Genomic DNA, 15972 nt, shown 5'->3' on the forward strand with positions numbered 1-15972 from the left:
CTGCTATTTCTTATGATGCTTACCCTTACGCTCAGAGAGTATAACCAGGATGAGGGCAATCAGAGACAGGCCAAACATGATGGAAAAGGTTGTTTCAAGTTGTGTCACCTGTAGTCACCTCCTTCTGGTCCATCAAATAGCCTGCAAAGATTAGCAGGAAAGCAGATGCAATTCCGATTACCATGGCCTTCCAGGACGGCTTATCAGAAAGTATGTTTCCCACTACAGCAAAACCCATTAAAAGTTTACTTATATCATAGCAGTATTTGGAAAGGTTGTCTATTTGCTTCCTCTTCATATTAATAAGGTAATCAGCAAAGTCTATGCCGGAAGCTGTTTTGCCATGATATGTTGATTTAGCTTACGTTTATTTGATATGATGCTAACAACATTATAAGAATGTGCACATGGAATTGTGCAGAAAGGCACATATATGAAGGCACTTATTACGAGCGGTGGTAAAGGTACAAGGTTGAGGCCGATTACGCACACGAGCAACAAGCACCTCATTCCCATTGCGAATAAGCCTATGATTCATTTTGCTATTGAGGCGGTGTTAGAGGCTGGAATTAAGGATGCCGGGATTGTCTATAATCCGGACACAGGTGATGAAATAAAAAAAGCTCTTGGAGACGGAAGTCAGTGGGGGATGAGTTTTACATATATACTTCAGGAAGCCCCGCTTGGACTGGCCCATGTGGTGAAGGTATCGCAGGACTTTCTTGGTGATGAGCCGTTCGTATTCTACCTCGGGGATAACGTAGTCGTGGGAGGAATTAAGCGGTTCATTGATGACTTTAAGCAGAATGGTTCCAATTGCCATCTCGTACTGTCCAGAGTCCAGGACCCTGAGCGGTTTGGTGTGCCGGAAATTAGAGACGGAAAGATTGTCCGTGTGGAAGAAAAACCTTCGAATCCAAAGAGTCAATATGCCGTAACAGGCATCTATATTTATGATTCCACTATCTTTGAGGCTGTAAACAACATAAAGCCGAGTGCACGCGGGGAGCTTGAAATCTCTGATGCCCACGACTATCTCATTAATCACGGTTATAAGGTTGGATATTCCGAGATTACGGGCTGGTGGAAGGATACCGGAAAGCCTGAGGACCTGCTCGAGGCGAACAGATTGACACTGGACAGGATCATCGGCAACCATGACTCGATCGTAAATGGCAAGATTGACGATGCATCTGACATTGCAGGCAAGGTGATTATTGAAAACGGAGCGCAGATAATCAGGAGCAGTATCAGGGGACCTGTGATAATAGGTGAAAACACGGTAATTGAAGACAGCTACATAGGTCCGTTCACATCCATTTACTATGGGTGCCAGATAAAAAACAGTGAGGTTGAGTATAGTATTATCCTTGAGAAGTGTAAGATAATTGATGCTGATACAAGGATTGAGAGAAGCCTTCTGGGACGTGAGGCCGAGATAATCAAGTGCCGGACAAAACCAAAGACCCAGAAGTTTATCATAGGTGATCAGAGCATAGTTGAGTTGATATAGCTGGAGAGGAAAAGGGAGGAGCAATGAAATTACTTGTAACGGGCGGGGCCGGTTTTATCGGGAGCAATTTTATCAGGTATATACTCAGGAAGTATCCTGACTATCATGTGGTTAATCTTGATAAACTGACCTATGCCGGAAATCTCGACAATCTTGAAGATGTTGAGGGTCACAGGAACTACACCTTCATTAAGGGTGACATATGCGATGTCAATGCAGTGTCTGGTGCGGCTGATGGCGTTGATGCTATCGTCAATTTTGCTGCAGAGACCCATGTGGACCGTTCAATCCTTGAGCCGGGCAGTTTTATCCAGACGGATGTGTACGGGACATATGTCCTGCTTGAGGCAGTAAAGGCAAAAGGTATCAGGCGGTATATACAGATTTCCACGGATGAGGTTTATGGAAGCATAGAGAAAGGATCTTTTACTGAAGAAAGTCCGCTGACACCGAGCAGTCCTTATTCTGCGTCAAAGGCCGGATCTGACATGCTTGTTTATGCCTACTGGACTACGTATCACCTGCCGGTTATTATCACGAGGAGTTCAAATAACTTTGGCCCGTATCAGTATCCGGAGAAACTTATACCGCTCTTTATCACGAATGCGCTTGAGGACAGGCAGCTTCCGCTTTATGGAGACGGCATGAATGTCCGCGACTGGATTTATGTTGAAGACAATTGTGCGGCTATAGATGTTGTGCTGCATAAAGGTGCAGAGGGGGAGGTCTATAATATTGGCGGCGGGAATGAGAGGACTAATGCAGAGATTACTGATATTATCCTGAGAGAAACAGGCAAGCCTGATTCTCTGATCAAACGCGTAAAAGACAGGCCTGGTCACGACCGCAGATATTCCATAGATTCATCAAAGGTTGGGTCCCTCGGTTTTGCATCGAATCACAGTTTTGAGGATGCTATGAAGAATACCGTTAAATGGTACACGGACAATGAGTCGTGGTGGAAGAAGATCAAGTCTGAGGATTTCAAGAAATATTACAGGAAGGCATATGGTGAAGTCGAATGGTAGGACTGTCTTTATCAAATGGGGTAGTGGTGAGATTGGCGGACCCCGTCATGACTACAGGGAATCCCTGCTGCTTGATCTTGTAAGAGGGAGTTTGCAAAAAGGGAATTTGGTCCTTGACGCCGGGTGCGGCAGTGGAAGCCTCCTCTATAAATTGTCAAAATCAGGTTGTACTGTTTATGGTATAGAGCAGTCAATGGAGTATGTTGATGCCATTGTCAGGACTTCCGGGGAGCTTGATTCGTTAAAAAATACTCAGGTGAAACATGGCAGTGTAACGGACATCCCCTTCCGGGACAATATGTTCAATCTCGTTGTGTCAGGCGATGTATTAGAGCATGTGAAGGATGATGAAAAAGCTGTCAGGGAATTTCACAGAGTGCTCAGGAAAGGTGGTGTTTGTGCCGTCTCTGTTCCTGCAATACAATCATTGTGGGATTTTTCAGATGAGTGGGCAGGTCATCTCCGCAGATATTCAAAGGAGGGCATATCCGGATTATTTGAAAGAAATGGTTTTGTCGTAGATGACGTGCGATTCTGGGGATTCCCCTTTGTTTTGCTTTATCACAGATTTATATACCTCCCATATGTAAGGAAAAAGATCTCCGGCGGGGTGCAGCATGATTCAGAGAGGCCCCCTGATGCAGGCAGACATAAATTTCTGGCCTGGATTCTGGGAAATGTATTCAGGATTGATTCATTATTCAGATGGGTTCCTTACGGTATTGGGCTGACGTTAAGGGCGAGAAAGTCAGGATGACAAGATTGTGAAATGGAAAATCATCCTCTTTATAGCGGTAATATCTGTTGCAGTTTACTCCAATTCCTTCCGTAATTCCTTTCATTTTGATGACCAGCACTATATAGTAGAGAATCCTTACATACGGGATGTAAGGAATATCCCATCGTTCTTCCTATCGCCTGAGTATTCCAGTTTTGAGAAGGTTTTCACAAGTCACTACAGGCCTCTGCTTGTTTCATCCTATGCAATAAATTATGCGATCGGAGGCCTAAGACCTGAAGGCTACCACGCAGTTAACCTGTTGTTTCACATCGGTTCTGCGTTTCTGGTGTATCTCATCCTCGGGGCCATGATGTCCCTGAACGAATCTCCGGCCTTTATGGCAGGCCCCAGGGACTGGGGCAGAGTGGGGATTGGTTTAGTCCCTCCTGCATCGGCCGTTATCTTTGCTGTCCATCCCTTTAATTCAGAGGTTGTCAACTACATCACGGCACGTTCAAGCGTGATGTGCACGTTCTTCTATCTCCTGTCTTTCTATTTCTGGATTAGATTCAGGCAGAGCATGATGCCGGCTATAAGGCCTGCTGCAGTGAACTGGTTGCCGTATTACATTATATCTGTCATTGCCTTCATTTTTGCCCTGCTTACAAAAGAGATTGCCGTTACCCTTCCGCTTATCCTGGTGCTCTATGATTTCTATTTCCTGAAACAGCCAACCCGGGGAAGCGGGCAAAATTCATCCTCCATCTGCCCTCTGTCAGCTATCCGGTGTCTCGCATATTTACCCTATATATTTCTTATTATTATCCCCTACCTTGCATACCGCATCTATGTTTATGGCAGCATCACGGGTGGCGGTGCACGCAATTATGCTGCAAACATCCTGACTCAGCCATATGTCTTGCTTAAATACCTTCAGCTTATGTTTGTGCCATATGGGCTTACCATTGAGCACGATTTAAGGTTGTCAGAAACTATTTATGACTGGAAGGTTATTCTGTCATTTGCAGCCATTCTCATTATATTGGTCATAGCGTATCTCCTGTTCAAAAGGGGGGGGGATCGGAGGTTAGTCTCATTCTTCATGCTCTGGTTTTTTATTACCATGCTGCCGACTGCGATCATACCGCTTAATGCCATATTACAGGAGAACAGGGGGTATCTTGCAGGGGTAATGTTTGCAGCAGTCCCGGGGATTGTTATAGGCAGGTTTAAGAAGAAATTAATATTGCCATGGGTTGCGGTCCTTGTGGCAGTATTATTTATAATTACTTTTCAGCGTAATCCTGTCTGGAGAGATGACCTCGCTCTATGGAGTGATGCAGTGGCCAAGTCCCCTGTGTCGGCACGGGCGCATGATAATCTGGGACTGGCATACCTTGTTGCCGGCAAATATGATTTGGCGCTGGATGAGTTCAATAAGACCATAGGATTAAACCGGCAGTATTATCTCGCCTGGTATAATGCAGGTGTAGCATATCAGCTTCAAGGTGATCTTGAAAAGGCAAGGCTGGCGTATGAGGAAAGTCTGAAAATAAATCCGGCATATTTTCGTTCTTATTATAATGCAGGGATAGTCTACAAAAAACTTGGTGAGCTCGACATGGCGATATCTTCTTATGAAAAGGCTATTGCGCTGGACCCTCGTCATCCATTTGTGTATAACAATCTTGGTGTTGCCTTAACGGAAAAGGGTGATCTGAAAAAAGCGGAAGATATATTCATGAGGATTATTGCTATTAGTCCTCGTTATGAGAAAGCATACTATAACCTTGGAAATGTCTATTTCAGGGAGAAGGAATATGGAAAGGCAGTGGCGGCATACAGCGCAGCCGTCAGGATAAAGCCTGATTACAAGGAGGCTGATCAGATGCTGAGAGAGGCCAAAGCAAGACAGTAGCGGTCACATGAAAATCTCCGTTCAAATCCCCCTCGCCCTCCTTTACAAAAGAGGGGAACTGAATTCCCCCTTTGGGAAAGGGGGACTAAGGGGGATTTTCATCTACCTTTGTGAGCCATAGGCTCATGACGGTTCATCCAAAAACCCCCAAACTCATTGCTGCGGTCTTAACGGAGTTTCAGTTTTCGCCATGCTAAAAACAGGACAACTGTCATGGATATTGCCATTAAGAGCTTATGCTGAAGAGTAGTCTTTAAGGTTATAAATGCAAGACCGACGAAAGGCAGCAGGACGACTCTCACAACTGGCTTCAGATACGGATGTCCTGAAATAAATTGAGCGGCAGGCGGGCTTAATCTGTAGTACTCGTCTACGAACCATGCGCCATACCTGTTTGTCAGAAGAAACCTGTCTCTGAAATTTCGCAGTAAAACCACATGTCTTTCAAACGGACTCCCATATGCAGCTGTGGCGATAAAGCATGCCTCCCCAAGCCGCTGGCCGGATAATAATATTTTCTCAATATCAAGAAAACCGCTGATAGAGTATATATTAAAGTTTCCATCAACAACTGCGCTCCTGTCATCCTGCCAGGCAATATAGACGTGGCCTGAGGAATCCACGCTCATAACAGGTTCATATGAATTGCCGGGAGGGGTGTTGTTGTCCAGCCTGGCATCAACGTTTTGCCAACTGCCGTCTTTGCCCTTGTTAATGGAGAAGTTAAAGAATATATCCGACTTGCTGGAGCGTTTATCAACCCACACGACATACACATTCCCAAAATCATCTGTCCTGACCCTGGGTCTTGATGCCTCGGTTGTTCCCCTTGCTACATTGTCTACCATCCAGTTTAAATTCACAGGCAGAAATGATATTCCGAAATTATCTGAACGATTCAGGAAGATATTGTATATGTCTGATAACCCTGAAACATCTTCATGATAAAGATTGCTTGCCCACACTATGTAAACATTACCTCTTTCATCATTAGCGATATCTATATCTTTTGCATTAATCTTCTGCACGGGAAGATCTATGCGTGTATCCTCCTCGGCAAATGAGGCGCCAAAATTTGCAGACACGTTAAAATAGACGTCATATAAGCTGTCTGCAGCATATTCATTGCCCCTTTCAACCCTTCCTGCGTTATCAAGCCATACGACATACACATGACCGCTGTTGTCACTGCGTATAACCGGCGGTTGGAATGCAATATTGCCTGGCTTGGCTGAATCAATCCGGGTTGAATTGGAGTTCCAAGTGGCCCCCTTATTATGTGACACATTAAAATATATCCCGGGATAAATCTCATTCTCCGGAACAAGACGTCTGTCGTACCATGCAGCGAATACGTTCCCATTCTTATCTATAGATATAGCGGGTTTAAATGCGTTGAATAACCCGGCTGTCTCACCTGTGTTAATTCGTATTTCAGGGGTCTGATATGGCACGATGAAATCAACAGGCCTGGAGAACTGGACCTGTAGTGATCTGAAATATATCTCGTAAATACCTGGCTGGTTCCTGTCATCCTCCCATGCGATGAATACTTCACCATTCTCATTGCAGGCTATACTTGGATTTCTTGAATCTCCTGTAGACGGGTTGTCTGAATCTATCCTGTAATCTGTAAATTGGTCGGGGGCGTACCATGTCGTGCCATAATCCTTTGAATACCTGAAATATATATCCTTCTTCCCTGTTCCTGATTTGACTGCCCTGTCATCAACCCAAACAACATAGACATGACCTGACTCGTCAGAACAGACCTGAGGCATCGTGGCGTCACCGTCCTGTATTGCACTCTGCGCCTTTGGGAATCCTGTGGTGATCGGTACAGGGCGGGGAGCCCATCCTATGTCCCCGAACTTTGTGTTGATATAGATTTTGTATGGCCCGCCCCTGTTATCACTATATACTATATATGCATGCCCGTTGTTGTCTGAGTCAATCCTGGGGGTGACAGCATTATTGGCTGTGGTCAGTTGTGGAAGGTCAATTTTCCTATCACTGCTGTCAAATTGGACTGCGTGGGAGACATTACTATGAGAAACATATGCCATCAGCATGATGGCAGAAAATGTTATACAAGCTATTTTTTTCACCCGAAAATGCTCCTGTATACCCGTCATTACCACGCAAGCGGGAATCCAGAATCAGGCCCCGGTCTGGATTCCCGCTTACGCAGTAATGACATTTTCATATTCGGCAGGCGCTGTCCGCGAAATGCTTCCTTGCCGCTTTAAACAAAGCAATATACTCACCACTCCTGTAGTCTGGATAAGTGTGAGGCAGCGCCTGAAAGGTCTTATGCTGATAAAGAAGTGTTGTCTCTGCATATATCCCTTTGCCAATGTATATCCTGTGAGAATAGTCTTTGGTTGATGCAAGGACTACCTTTGCCAGAGTAACATAACCAGGGTCTATATTAATTGGCCTTTCAGGTAATCTTCCGGCGCTTATGCAGCACTTTGCTTCAATCTCATTCGTGATAATTTTAATATCTGCAAGCCGGTCAGGCATGATGAGGTGTTCAAAAAACAGGAATATCCTTTTAAGGTCAGCGCCCATTTCCTTTTCATAGTAATTTGAATAAGACCATGTCCGGACAGGACTCTCCATATCAACCGGACCGAAAGCTGACGCCAGGCTTTCCCGTGCGGTATTATAGACAGCTTCATTCCCAAACAATATTGCCGTAAACAATTTAACCTGTTCAACAGGCCTTATAATTCCCATAACAATGTGTTACTATATCTTAATGCTATTGCAATTATCATGCAAGATCCATAAGCAAAGCATTGTTTTGCAGGCGCTACAATAATACTTGACAAGAACCCAATAAATCAATACAATAACGTGTTTGTTTAAGGGGGTTTTTATACATGAAGACGATTTCGGCAAAAAAAGAGGATGTAAAGAGGGACTGGTTTGTGGTGGATGCAGAGGGTAAGGTGCTCGGCAGGCTTGCATCCCAGGTGGCGGCAGTGCTGAGGGGAAAGCATAAACCTATTTATACGCCGCATGTGGATACAGGTGATTTTGTCGTTGTGGTCAATGCCGCAAAAGTGAAGATCACCGGGACAAAGGTTGCGGATAAGGTATTCTACCACCATTCAGGGTATCCTGATGGTTTAAAGCAAGAGAGCCTGCGCGAGTATTGTGAAGATAAACCAGATGAGCTTATCAAAAAAACTGTCTGGGGGATGCTTCCCAAGAACAAACTGGGCAAGGCTATGTTAAAGAAACTGAAGGTATATGCCAGCGGAGTGCACCCGCACGATTCACAGATGCCTAAGGCGTTGGAAATAAAGGAGTAATTCATGAATACAACAGCACAACATTCTGCTACCGGTAAGAGAAAGAACGCTATTGCACGCGTAAGATTAGTCCCTGGAGAAGGCAAGATTATAGTCAACGACAGGACCGCAGAAGAATATTTTCCGGGTCAGACCCTGGTCAGGCTTATCAGGCAGCCGCTTGAGGTCCTCTCACTGATAGGAAAGTTTGACGTCTATGCCAATATAGCAGGCGGCGGGATAGCAGGTCAGGCAGGAGCTTTAAGGCATGGCATCGCCAGGAGCCTTCTCGAGGTCAGTCCTGAATACAGACGTGCCTTGAAAAGCAAAGGTTTTCTTACAAGGGACTCACGTGAAAAAGAGAGAAAGAAGTATGGGCAGAAAGGAGCCCGTAAGAAGTTCCAGTACTCTAAGAGATAGTTTTTATTCATATAATGTTAAAGGTAGCTGTTGCAGGAGCGAGTGGATATACCGGATGTGAGCTTCTAAGGCTCCTTGCACTGCACCCTTATGTCAAAGTCGTAGCAGTTACCTCAGAAAAATCATCAGGAAAACCAATAACACAACTGTTCCCGGGCCTGTCGGGATTCTATGACCTGACCCTCGAACCCCTTTCATCAGAGATTGTCGCAGGTGAGGCTGACTTAGTCTTCACTGCACTCCCTCACGGGACATCTATTGAAGCCGTTTCAGAGTTCGTTAAGATGGGCAAGATGGTCGTGGATTTGAGTGCGGATTTCAGGTTAAAAGATCCACTCGTCTATGAGGAATGGTATGGTGTAAAGCACACTGCCACGCCGCTGCTGGAGGGGGCTGTGTATGGTTTGCCTGAACTCTATAGAAGCAGGATAAAGGGGGCGTCGCTGATTGCAAATCCGGGATGCTATCCAACCGCAAGCATCCTTGGCATAGCGCCGCTCATCAAAAACAGGCTGTACAATGGCGGGAAGATTATTATAGATGCAAAGTCGGCAATTTCCGGCGCAGGGCGCTCGCCGTCCCTTGCATTTCATTTCCCGGAGGCAAATGAGGGTATGGAGGCATACAAGGTCGGTACGCACAGGCATACGCCGGAGATAGAACAGGTGCTTTCGGATGTCGCCGGCAGTACTGTAACTGCCTGTTTTGTACCGCACCTGATCCCTGCAAACAGGGGTTTGCTGAGCACCTGCTATGTGCCGTCTGATTTCAGCGGCGGTCTGTCTGATATCGTTTCGCTTTACATGGAATTCTATAAAGGCGAGCCTTTCGTGAGGGTGCTCGATGCAGGGAGGCAGCCAAATATAAGGGAAGTAAGGGGCGCAAACTTCTGCGATATAGGCATAGCGCTTGATAAACGAAATGGATGTATAATAGTTACGTCAGCCATAGACAATCTTGTAAAGGGCGCCTCGGGCGCAGCGGTTCAGAATATGAATTTAATGAAAGGTTATGAGGAGACAACAGGTCTGATGCACCCAGGCCTGTTTCCGTAAATATGAAAGAAATACCAGGTGGAATAACATCCCCGAAAGGGTTTTTTGCAAGTGGAATTTACGCCGGCATCAAACGCACGACGAAATTAGACCTTGCCTTGATCTACAGCGAGAGGGATGCGGTTGTTACAGGGACATTTACCACAAACAAAGTAAAGGCCCCTCCGGTCATCTATACAGAGAAAATCGTTAAAAAGGGAAAGGCGAGGGCAGTCATTGTTAACAGCGGCAATGCAAATGCCTGTACAGGCGGGCAGGGGATGAAAGATGCCAGGGAGATGGCCGAACTTGCAGCGGATGCCCTGCTTATTGACAGGGATCTCGTATGTGTTTCTTCGACAGGTGTTATTGGCGAACTGCTCCCCATGGCCAGGATAAAGTCTTCCATAAAGCTCGCAGCTGAATCCATAAGCCCGGACGGCGGCAGGGATGCTGCTGTTGCAATTATGACTACAGACACATTTCCCAAGGAGATTGCTGTAAGGGGACGCATCAATGGAAAGACGATAACTGTCGGCGGGATAGCGAAGGGATCAGGGATGATTCACCCTGATATGGCCACTATGCTGGCGTTTATCTCTACAGATGCCGCGATAGACAGAAACACCCTTAAGAGGATAGTGAGCGCTGAGGTAAACAGGTCTTTCAATAAGATAACTGTAGATGGGGACACGAGCACCAACGACATGGTATTGTGTATGGCAAATGGCATGGCTGGAAATGACCTTCTTGACAGGAAGGGGCTTCTCCAGTTTCAGATGATGATTGGACATGTCTGCCGCAGTCTTGCGCTGATGATTGTCAGGGATGGGGAAGGTGCTACCAGGTTTGTCGAGATACGGGTTAAAAGGGCAAAGAGTGACAAGGATGCTGAAAAGGTGGCTTTTGCAGTGGCCAATTCGAGCCTGGTCAAGACAGCCCTTTTTGCAGGTGATCCGAACTGGGGGCGAATCATGGCTGCTATTGGCTATGCAGGGGCGGACATCCGCGGGGAGCGCATATCTGTTTCATTTGATAAGGTAAAGATGGTTGGCAATGGCATTGGACTGGGCAAGGAGGCTGAGCAGAAGGTGGCTGAGGTAATGAAGAACAGGGAATATGTCATGACTATTGATTTGAATGTCGGACGTTCTGATGCCACTGTCTGGACGACTGACCTGTCCTATGACTATGTAAAGATAAATGTGGCCTACAGATCATAGCCCTGATTTTGTTATTGCAAGTTTGACTGATTTGTGTTAAATTTTCCTGCTGGACTAACAAACTCAATTTTCACAACAGTTACTGGAGGGTAGTTTATTATGGGAGTGGCAATTAAAGAATTACTTGAGGCAGGCGTACATTTCGGACACCAGACCAAGCGATGGAATCCAAAGATGAAGAAATTCATATTTGGTGAGAGAAATGGCATCTATATTATTGATCTGCAAAAGACTATGGCAAACTTTGATTCAGCCAGTGAGTATCTGAAGGAAGTGGCCTCCCAGGGGAGACCGGTGCTTTTCATCGGGACAAAGAGACAGGCGCAGGAGATAGTTGAGGCTGAGGCCAGGAGATGCGGCATGTATTTTGTAAATCAAAGGTGGCTTGGAGGTATGCTTACAAACTTTGCCACAATCAGGAAGAGTATAGATCAGTACAAAAAGTATGAGAAGATGCATGAGGATGGAACCATTAATCAGTTGCCCAAAAAAGAGATTATAGGCATTGAAAAGAAGATGGCACAGATGGACAAGATTTTTGGCGGGATAAAGGGTATGAGCGTTCTCCCCGGGGTTATTTTCGTGATAGACACCAGGAAGGAGGCCATAGCAGTACATGAGGCAAACAGGCTTGGCATACCGGTCATTGGCGTTGTTGATACAAATTGCAATCCTGACAATATAGATTATGTAATACCAGGGAATGACGACGCCATAAAGGCTATAAAACTCATCTGTTCCAAGGTGGCAGAAGCTGTTCTTGAGGGAAGGGCTGTCTATGATGCAAAGGGCGGTGTTAAACAGGAGATAGCGGCTAAGGCGGCGGAACAGCAGGCAGAGGTGGAAGTGACCGGCGGAGATGATGAAGCGGCTGCAGGGGAGGCATAAACGATAATGGCGACGATAAGCAGTGATACTGTAAAAGAGCTCAGGGAAAAGACCGGCGCAGGCATTATGGACTGCAAGAGGGCATTGGCAGATTCCGGCGGCGACCTTGAGAAGGCGATAGATTTGTTAAGGCAGAAGGGGTTGTCAGCGGCAGCCAAAAAGGCGTCGCGTGAGACCAAAGAGGGGCTGGTCAGCAGCTACATTCACGGCGGCGGCAAGATCGGCGTGCTTGTAGAGGTGAATTGCGAGACCGATTTTGTGGCGAGGAACTCAGAGTTTCAGGAACTGGTAAAGGACATCGCTATGCAGATAGCAGCATCCAATCCGTCATTTGTAAGGCGCGAGGATGTTCCTTCTGATGTCCTTGAAAGGGAGCGTAATATCTACAGGATACAGGCTAAGGAATCAGGCAAGCCTGATCATGTGCTCGATAAGATAGTTGAGGGTAAAGTGGACAAGTTCTATATTGAATCATGTTTGCTTGAACAGTCATTCATTAAGGATCCCTCGGTTACGATAAAAGACATGGTACAGCAAAAGATCGCAAAAATAGGCGAAAACATTTCAGTTAAGCGTTTTACAAGATACCAGTTAGGGGAGTAAGACGGACAGACCTGTAATGGCGCAAAGAAAAGGATTTAAGAGAGTGCTTCTCAAGGTCAGTGGCGAGGCACTAATGGGTGAAAAGGGGTATGGAATAGACCCGTTAGTTATTGATTCCATAGCCGATGAGATTAAGAGTGTCTGTGATGCCGGGGTTGATATTGCGATCGTCATAGGCGGCGGCAACATATTCCGCGGGCTTGGCGCTACGGCCACCGGAATGGAACGGGCGTCTGCGGATTATATGGGTATGCTGGCAACAGTTATCAATGCCCTCGCATTGCAGGATGCCCTTGAGAAAAAGGGCGTTGTCACACGGGTGCAGTCTGCTATTGAGATGAGGGCGCTTGCAGAACCGTATATAAGACGCAGGGCCATAAGGCATCTTGAGAAAAAAAGGGTTGTAATATTCGCGGCAGGCACAGGAAATCCATATTTCAGTACAGATACAGCCGCCTCACTTCGTGCGATGGAAACAGGCGCTGATGTCATCCTCAAAGGCACAAAGGTTGACGGGGTCTATGATTCGGACCCTGTGGTCAATAAAGATGCAAAAAAATTCACTACACTCTCTTACCTCGATGTCCTTAAGCTGGGGCTCAAGGTTATGGATGCAACCGCAATATCCCTGTGCAAGGATAACAGCCTCCCGATAATAGTGTTTAATCTGAGGCAGAAGGGGAATGTGAAGAGGGTGGTTATGGGTGAAGATATAGGCACGGTTATTAGTTGACAATTTGATATGATTGGCAATATTAAGAATAAGGCGACAGAAAAAATGGAGCAGACGCTGAGTGTCTTCAGGAAAGATCTTGCTGCCATGCGTACAGGCAGGGCCTCTGTCTCAATAGTGGAAGGCATAATGGTTGACTATTACGGCACGCCTACGCCTGTCTCACAGGTGGCGGCCATAACAGTCCCTGAGAGCAGGACGATAGTTATACAGCCGTGGGAGCAGCGTTTGATACCTGAGATTGAGAAGGCAATCATGACATCTTCTCTTGGACTTACACCCGCCAATGACGGAAAGATCGTAAGGGTGCCGATTCCACCGCTGACTGAAGAGAGAAGGCGGGATATTGTAAAGACTGTAAAGAAGATGGCTGAGGATGCCCGTGTTGCAGTGCGCAATGTGCGCAGGGATGCCAATGACGATATAAAGAAGGCCGGCAAGGAGGCAAGCATCTCAGAAGACGAAATCAGAAAATCTCAGGATGAGCTTCAGAAGCTGACAGATCAGTATATTCATAAGGTGGATGAGGTATTAAAAAAGAAAGAACAGGAAATAATGGAAGTGTAGTTAATTAGGGACAGCGACTATTTATTTCCTGTCAGGAAATAAATAGTCGCTGTCCCTAATTAACTGCATAAAAGTAGCGCCGACCTTCATGGTCGGCTTCATATTAATATCAGACAAGGAGGCTCAAATGGCTAAGAAACTTGGTATCTTGTTAGGTCGTTCAATCACGTTTTATCTTGTTGCTGCAATGCTGCTGATTGCTTCTATACCATCCCAGTCTGCGGCCATGTTTATATCATCTGATGTTGTCAGCACGGCAGCCGTCAGTCCTGTCGTTGACTCAGCTTCGGACATAGCAAAGGTTAGTACATTTCTTGAGTCAAAGATTGTTAAACAGAGGCTTGCTGATTTCGGGCTTACCTCTGAAGAGATATCATCAAGGCTCAGCCGTATGTCTGCTGACCAGTTGCATCAGATAGCATCTCACATAGATCAGGTGGATTCAGGCGGTGACAGTGCGCTTGGCATCATCATGGCCCTGCTGGTTATTGCCATCCTCGTTATAATCGTGATGAAACTGATGGGACGCGAGATTATAATAAAATAATACTGATTAATGATCATAGTTAAAAAATCAATTAAGACCCCACGGCTAACGGCCGCTGGGGTCTTAATTTTTTCAGTAGTATTGCTGGTTCTTGCGCTATGTGCAGGTTGTTCAGTTGTCCCCGCTGGTCATGATAAAATTGTTTCAGGATATCTGGCAGAAACAATTCCGCCGTTATACTATATACAGGAGGTCCCTTTCTACCCGGGGGATGACTTTCAGTGTGGTCCATCCGTACTTGCCGGTGCATTAAATTTTATCGGGTATGACGTAAAGCCGGAGGATATCTCAAAAGAGATTTATATTGGCGGCGTAAGGGGGACCCTTAATATTGACATGGTGAGTTATGCACAAAGATTTGAGGGTGTGTCTGTCTCAGAATTCAGGGGTGACATTGAGTCATTAAAGGAAAATCTGCTTTCGGAACATCCGATGATAGTCTTTGTTGACCTCGGTATATGGAGTATAAGAAAAGGGCATTACATGCTGGTTGTCGGTTATGATGACAGCAGGGAAGGCGTGGTTGTCTATTCAGGCGCAGAGAAAGACAAATTCATCAGCTATGAAGACTTTCTGCGGATATGGAAACGCGGCGGCTACTGGACATTGCTGATAAAAAGAGGGATTTCCAAGTGAACCGTCATGAGCTTCGACTGTTCGGCAGGCTCACCAGGGTTCATGAAAACGTCATTCCCGCGTAAGCGGGAATCCAGACCTCGGCCTGATTCTGGATTCCCACTCCCCGCTTAAATCATGCTGGGACAGGTTCCGTGGGAATGACATGTACTTAGGAGTATTTTCGAGTGAAGATCATCTTTATTGCAGTTATAATGATATTTACTGTCTCTGCCTGCGGCTCCTTGCCCAGACTGATCGTCCTGCATGACCCGCTGACTCTGGATGAGCACATCACCCTGGGCCTGAGTTATGAAAAAAAGGGAGAGGATGACCTTGCACTTGAGGAGTATGGCACGGCAATCAAGATGTCAAAGAAGGACTTCAGGCCCTATTTCAGTACAGGTAATGTATATTACAAGAAAAGAGAGTATAATCTTGCAGAAAAATACTATAATAAGGCGTTAAAGATTGCGCCGGATAACGGAGATGTGCATAATAATCTTGCCTGGACGTACATGGAAACCGGCAGGTATGATGAGGCAGTCACTGAGGCTGAACATGCAGTCAAAATAAAGAAGAGTCCGTATTATCTGAACACGCTGGCGCATGTATATTATCGCATGGGAAGATACCGTGAAGCCCATGATGTTTTAAAAGAGGCCATGACGCTTACCGAGCCAGAGGATAAGATGCTGTGGGATGACGAAAACAGTTTGCTTGAAGATATTCAAAACGCTGCGGGTTTGTAAAGTCTGAGCAAAGGTTCATGAAAACGTCAATCCAGCTTCAGTGGTAATGATGGGTGTATAGGAGCATTTTCAGGTGAACCGTCATGAGCCTCAGGCTCACCAAGGTTC

At 46.0% G+C, this 15972-nt stretch carries 18 protein-coding genes; 15 read left to right on the forward strand and 3 right to left on the reverse strand.

The features are described 5' to 3' along the window. Nucleotides 1-94: 94 nt before the first annotated feature. Nucleotides 95-298 (reverse strand): hypothetical protein, encoded by a 204-nt coding sequence (locus IT393_00785; GenBank protein ID MCC7201194.1) that lies wholly within the window; start codon nt 296-298, stop codon nt 95-97. A 135-nt stretch (nt 299-433) separates the two neighbouring features. On the opposite strand from IT393_00785, the gene IT393_00790 reads away from it, so the two are divergent. Genes IT393_00790 through IT393_00805 form a run of 4 tightly spaced genes read left to right on the forward strand, consistent with a single transcriptional unit; the run spans nt 434 to nt 5180 of the window. Beyond that, nucleotides 434-1513 carry a glucose-1-phosphate thymidylyltransferase gene (locus IT393_00790; protein MCC7201195.1) on the forward strand — a complete coding sequence of 360 codons (1080 nt, stop codon included), beginning with the start codon at nt 434-436 and terminating at the stop codon, nt 1511-1513. A gap of 23 nt (nt 1514-1536) precedes the next feature. Next, the gene (gene rfbB, locus IT393_00795; GenBank protein MCC7201196.1) at nt 1537-2541 is read left to right on the forward strand and encodes a dTDP-glucose 4,6-dehydratase; all 1005 of its coding nucleotides are present in this window, start codon (nt 1537-1539) and stop codon (nt 2539-2541) included. Next, complete coding sequence (locus IT393_00800) at nt 2525-3298, forward strand: class I SAM-dependent methyltransferase (GenBank protein ID MCC7201197.1); 774 nt, start codon at nt 2525-2527, stop codon at nt 3296-3298. Before rfbB ends, IT393_00800 begins: the two co-directional genes overlap by 17 nt. 7 nt (nt 3299-3305) lie before the next feature. Continuing rightward, nucleotides 3306-5180 carry a tetratricopeptide repeat protein gene (locus IT393_00805; GenBank protein MCC7201198.1) on the forward strand — a complete coding sequence of 625 codons (1875 nt, stop codon included), beginning with the start codon at nt 3306-3308 and terminating at the stop codon, nt 5178-5180. 167 nt (nt 5181-5347) lie between these two features. Here the strand turns inward: IT393_00805 and IT393_00810 are convergent, their stop codons facing one another. After that, nucleotides 5348-7288, reverse strand: coding sequence for a hypothetical protein (locus IT393_00810; protein MCC7201199.1), 1941 nt, complete (start codon nt 7286-7288; stop codon nt 5348-5350). A 94-nt stretch (nt 7289-7382) separates the two neighbouring features. Then, a complete protein-coding gene (locus IT393_00815) occupies nt 7383-7922 on the reverse strand; it encodes a DUF4416 family protein (protein ID MCC7201200.1) in 540 nt (179 codons plus the stop codon). Between the two features lie 146 nt (nt 7923-8068). Here IT393_00815 and rplM point away from each other — a divergent pair, with 146 nt between their 5' ends. The 11 genes from rplM to IT393_00870 all read left to right on the forward strand — a co-directional run bounded on the left by rplM (nt 8069) and on the right by IT393_00870 (nt 15864). Beyond that, nucleotides 8069-8503 (forward strand): 50S ribosomal protein L13, encoded by a 435-nt coding sequence (rplM, locus tag IT393_00820; protein MCC7201201.1) that lies wholly within the window; start codon nt 8069-8071, stop codon nt 8501-8503. A 3-nt stretch (nt 8504-8506) separates the two neighbouring features. After that, nucleotides 8507-8902, forward strand: coding sequence for a 30S ribosomal protein S9 (gene rpsI / locus IT393_00825; protein MCC7201202.1), 396 nt, complete (start codon nt 8507-8509; stop codon nt 8900-8902). Between the two features lie 14 nt (nt 8903-8916). Next, a complete protein-coding gene (locus IT393_00830; GenBank protein MCC7201203.1) occupies nt 8917-9957 on the forward strand; it encodes an N-acetyl-gamma-glutamyl-phosphate reductase in 1041 nt (346 codons plus the stop codon). A 2-nt stretch (nt 9958-9959) separates the two neighbouring features. Beyond that, nucleotides 9960-11159, forward strand: coding sequence for a bifunctional glutamate N-acetyltransferase/amino-acid acetyltransferase ArgJ (gene argJ / locus IT393_00835; GenBank protein MCC7201204.1), 1200 nt, complete (start codon nt 9960-9962; stop codon nt 11157-11159). Between the two features lie 96 nt (nt 11160-11255). Continuing rightward, nucleotides 11256-12047: a 30S ribosomal protein S2 gene (gene rpsB, locus IT393_00840; protein MCC7201205.1), complete on the forward strand. Its 792-nt coding sequence runs from the start codon at nt 11256-11258 to the stop codon at nt 12045-12047. A gap of 6 nt (nt 12048-12053) precedes the next feature. After that, complete coding sequence (gene tsf / locus IT393_00845) at nt 12054-12650, forward strand: translation elongation factor Ts (GenBank protein ID MCC7201206.1); 597 nt, start codon at nt 12054-12056, stop codon at nt 12648-12650. 16 nt (nt 12651-12666) lie between these two features. Further along, nucleotides 12667-13383 carry a UMP kinase gene (locus tag IT393_00850; protein ID MCC7201207.1) on the forward strand — a complete coding sequence of 239 codons (717 nt, stop codon included), beginning with the start codon at nt 12667-12669 and terminating at the stop codon, nt 13381-13383. A gap of 9 nt (nt 13384-13392) precedes the next feature. Further along, on the forward strand, nt 13393-13950 hold the full coding sequence (frr, locus tag IT393_00855) for a ribosome recycling factor (GenBank protein ID MCC7201208.1): 558 nt from the start codon (nt 13393-13395) through the stop codon (nt 13948-13950). Between the two features lie 127 nt (nt 13951-14077). Then, nucleotides 14078-14497, forward strand: a complete 420-nt coding sequence (locus IT393_00860) for a PA2779 family protein (GenBank protein ID MCC7201209.1) — start codon at nt 14078-14080, stop codon at nt 14495-14497. Nucleotides 14498-14506: 9 nt separating this feature from the next. Then, nucleotides 14507-15133, forward strand: coding sequence for a C39 family peptidase (locus IT393_00865; GenBank protein MCC7201210.1), 627 nt, complete (start codon nt 14507-14509; stop codon nt 15131-15133). A gap of 167 nt (nt 15134-15300) precedes the next feature. Further along, entirely contained in the window at nt 15301-15864 is a 564-nt protein-coding gene (locus IT393_00870; protein ID MCC7201211.1) for a tetratricopeptide repeat protein, read from the forward strand. The last annotated feature ends 108 nt before the right edge of the window (nt 15865-15972 follow it).

This window comes from Nitrospirota bacterium (assembly GCA_020851375.1).
Classification (GTDB): Bacteria; Nitrospirota; 9FT-COMBO-42-15; order HDB-SIOI813; family HDB-SIOI813; genus RBG-16-43-11.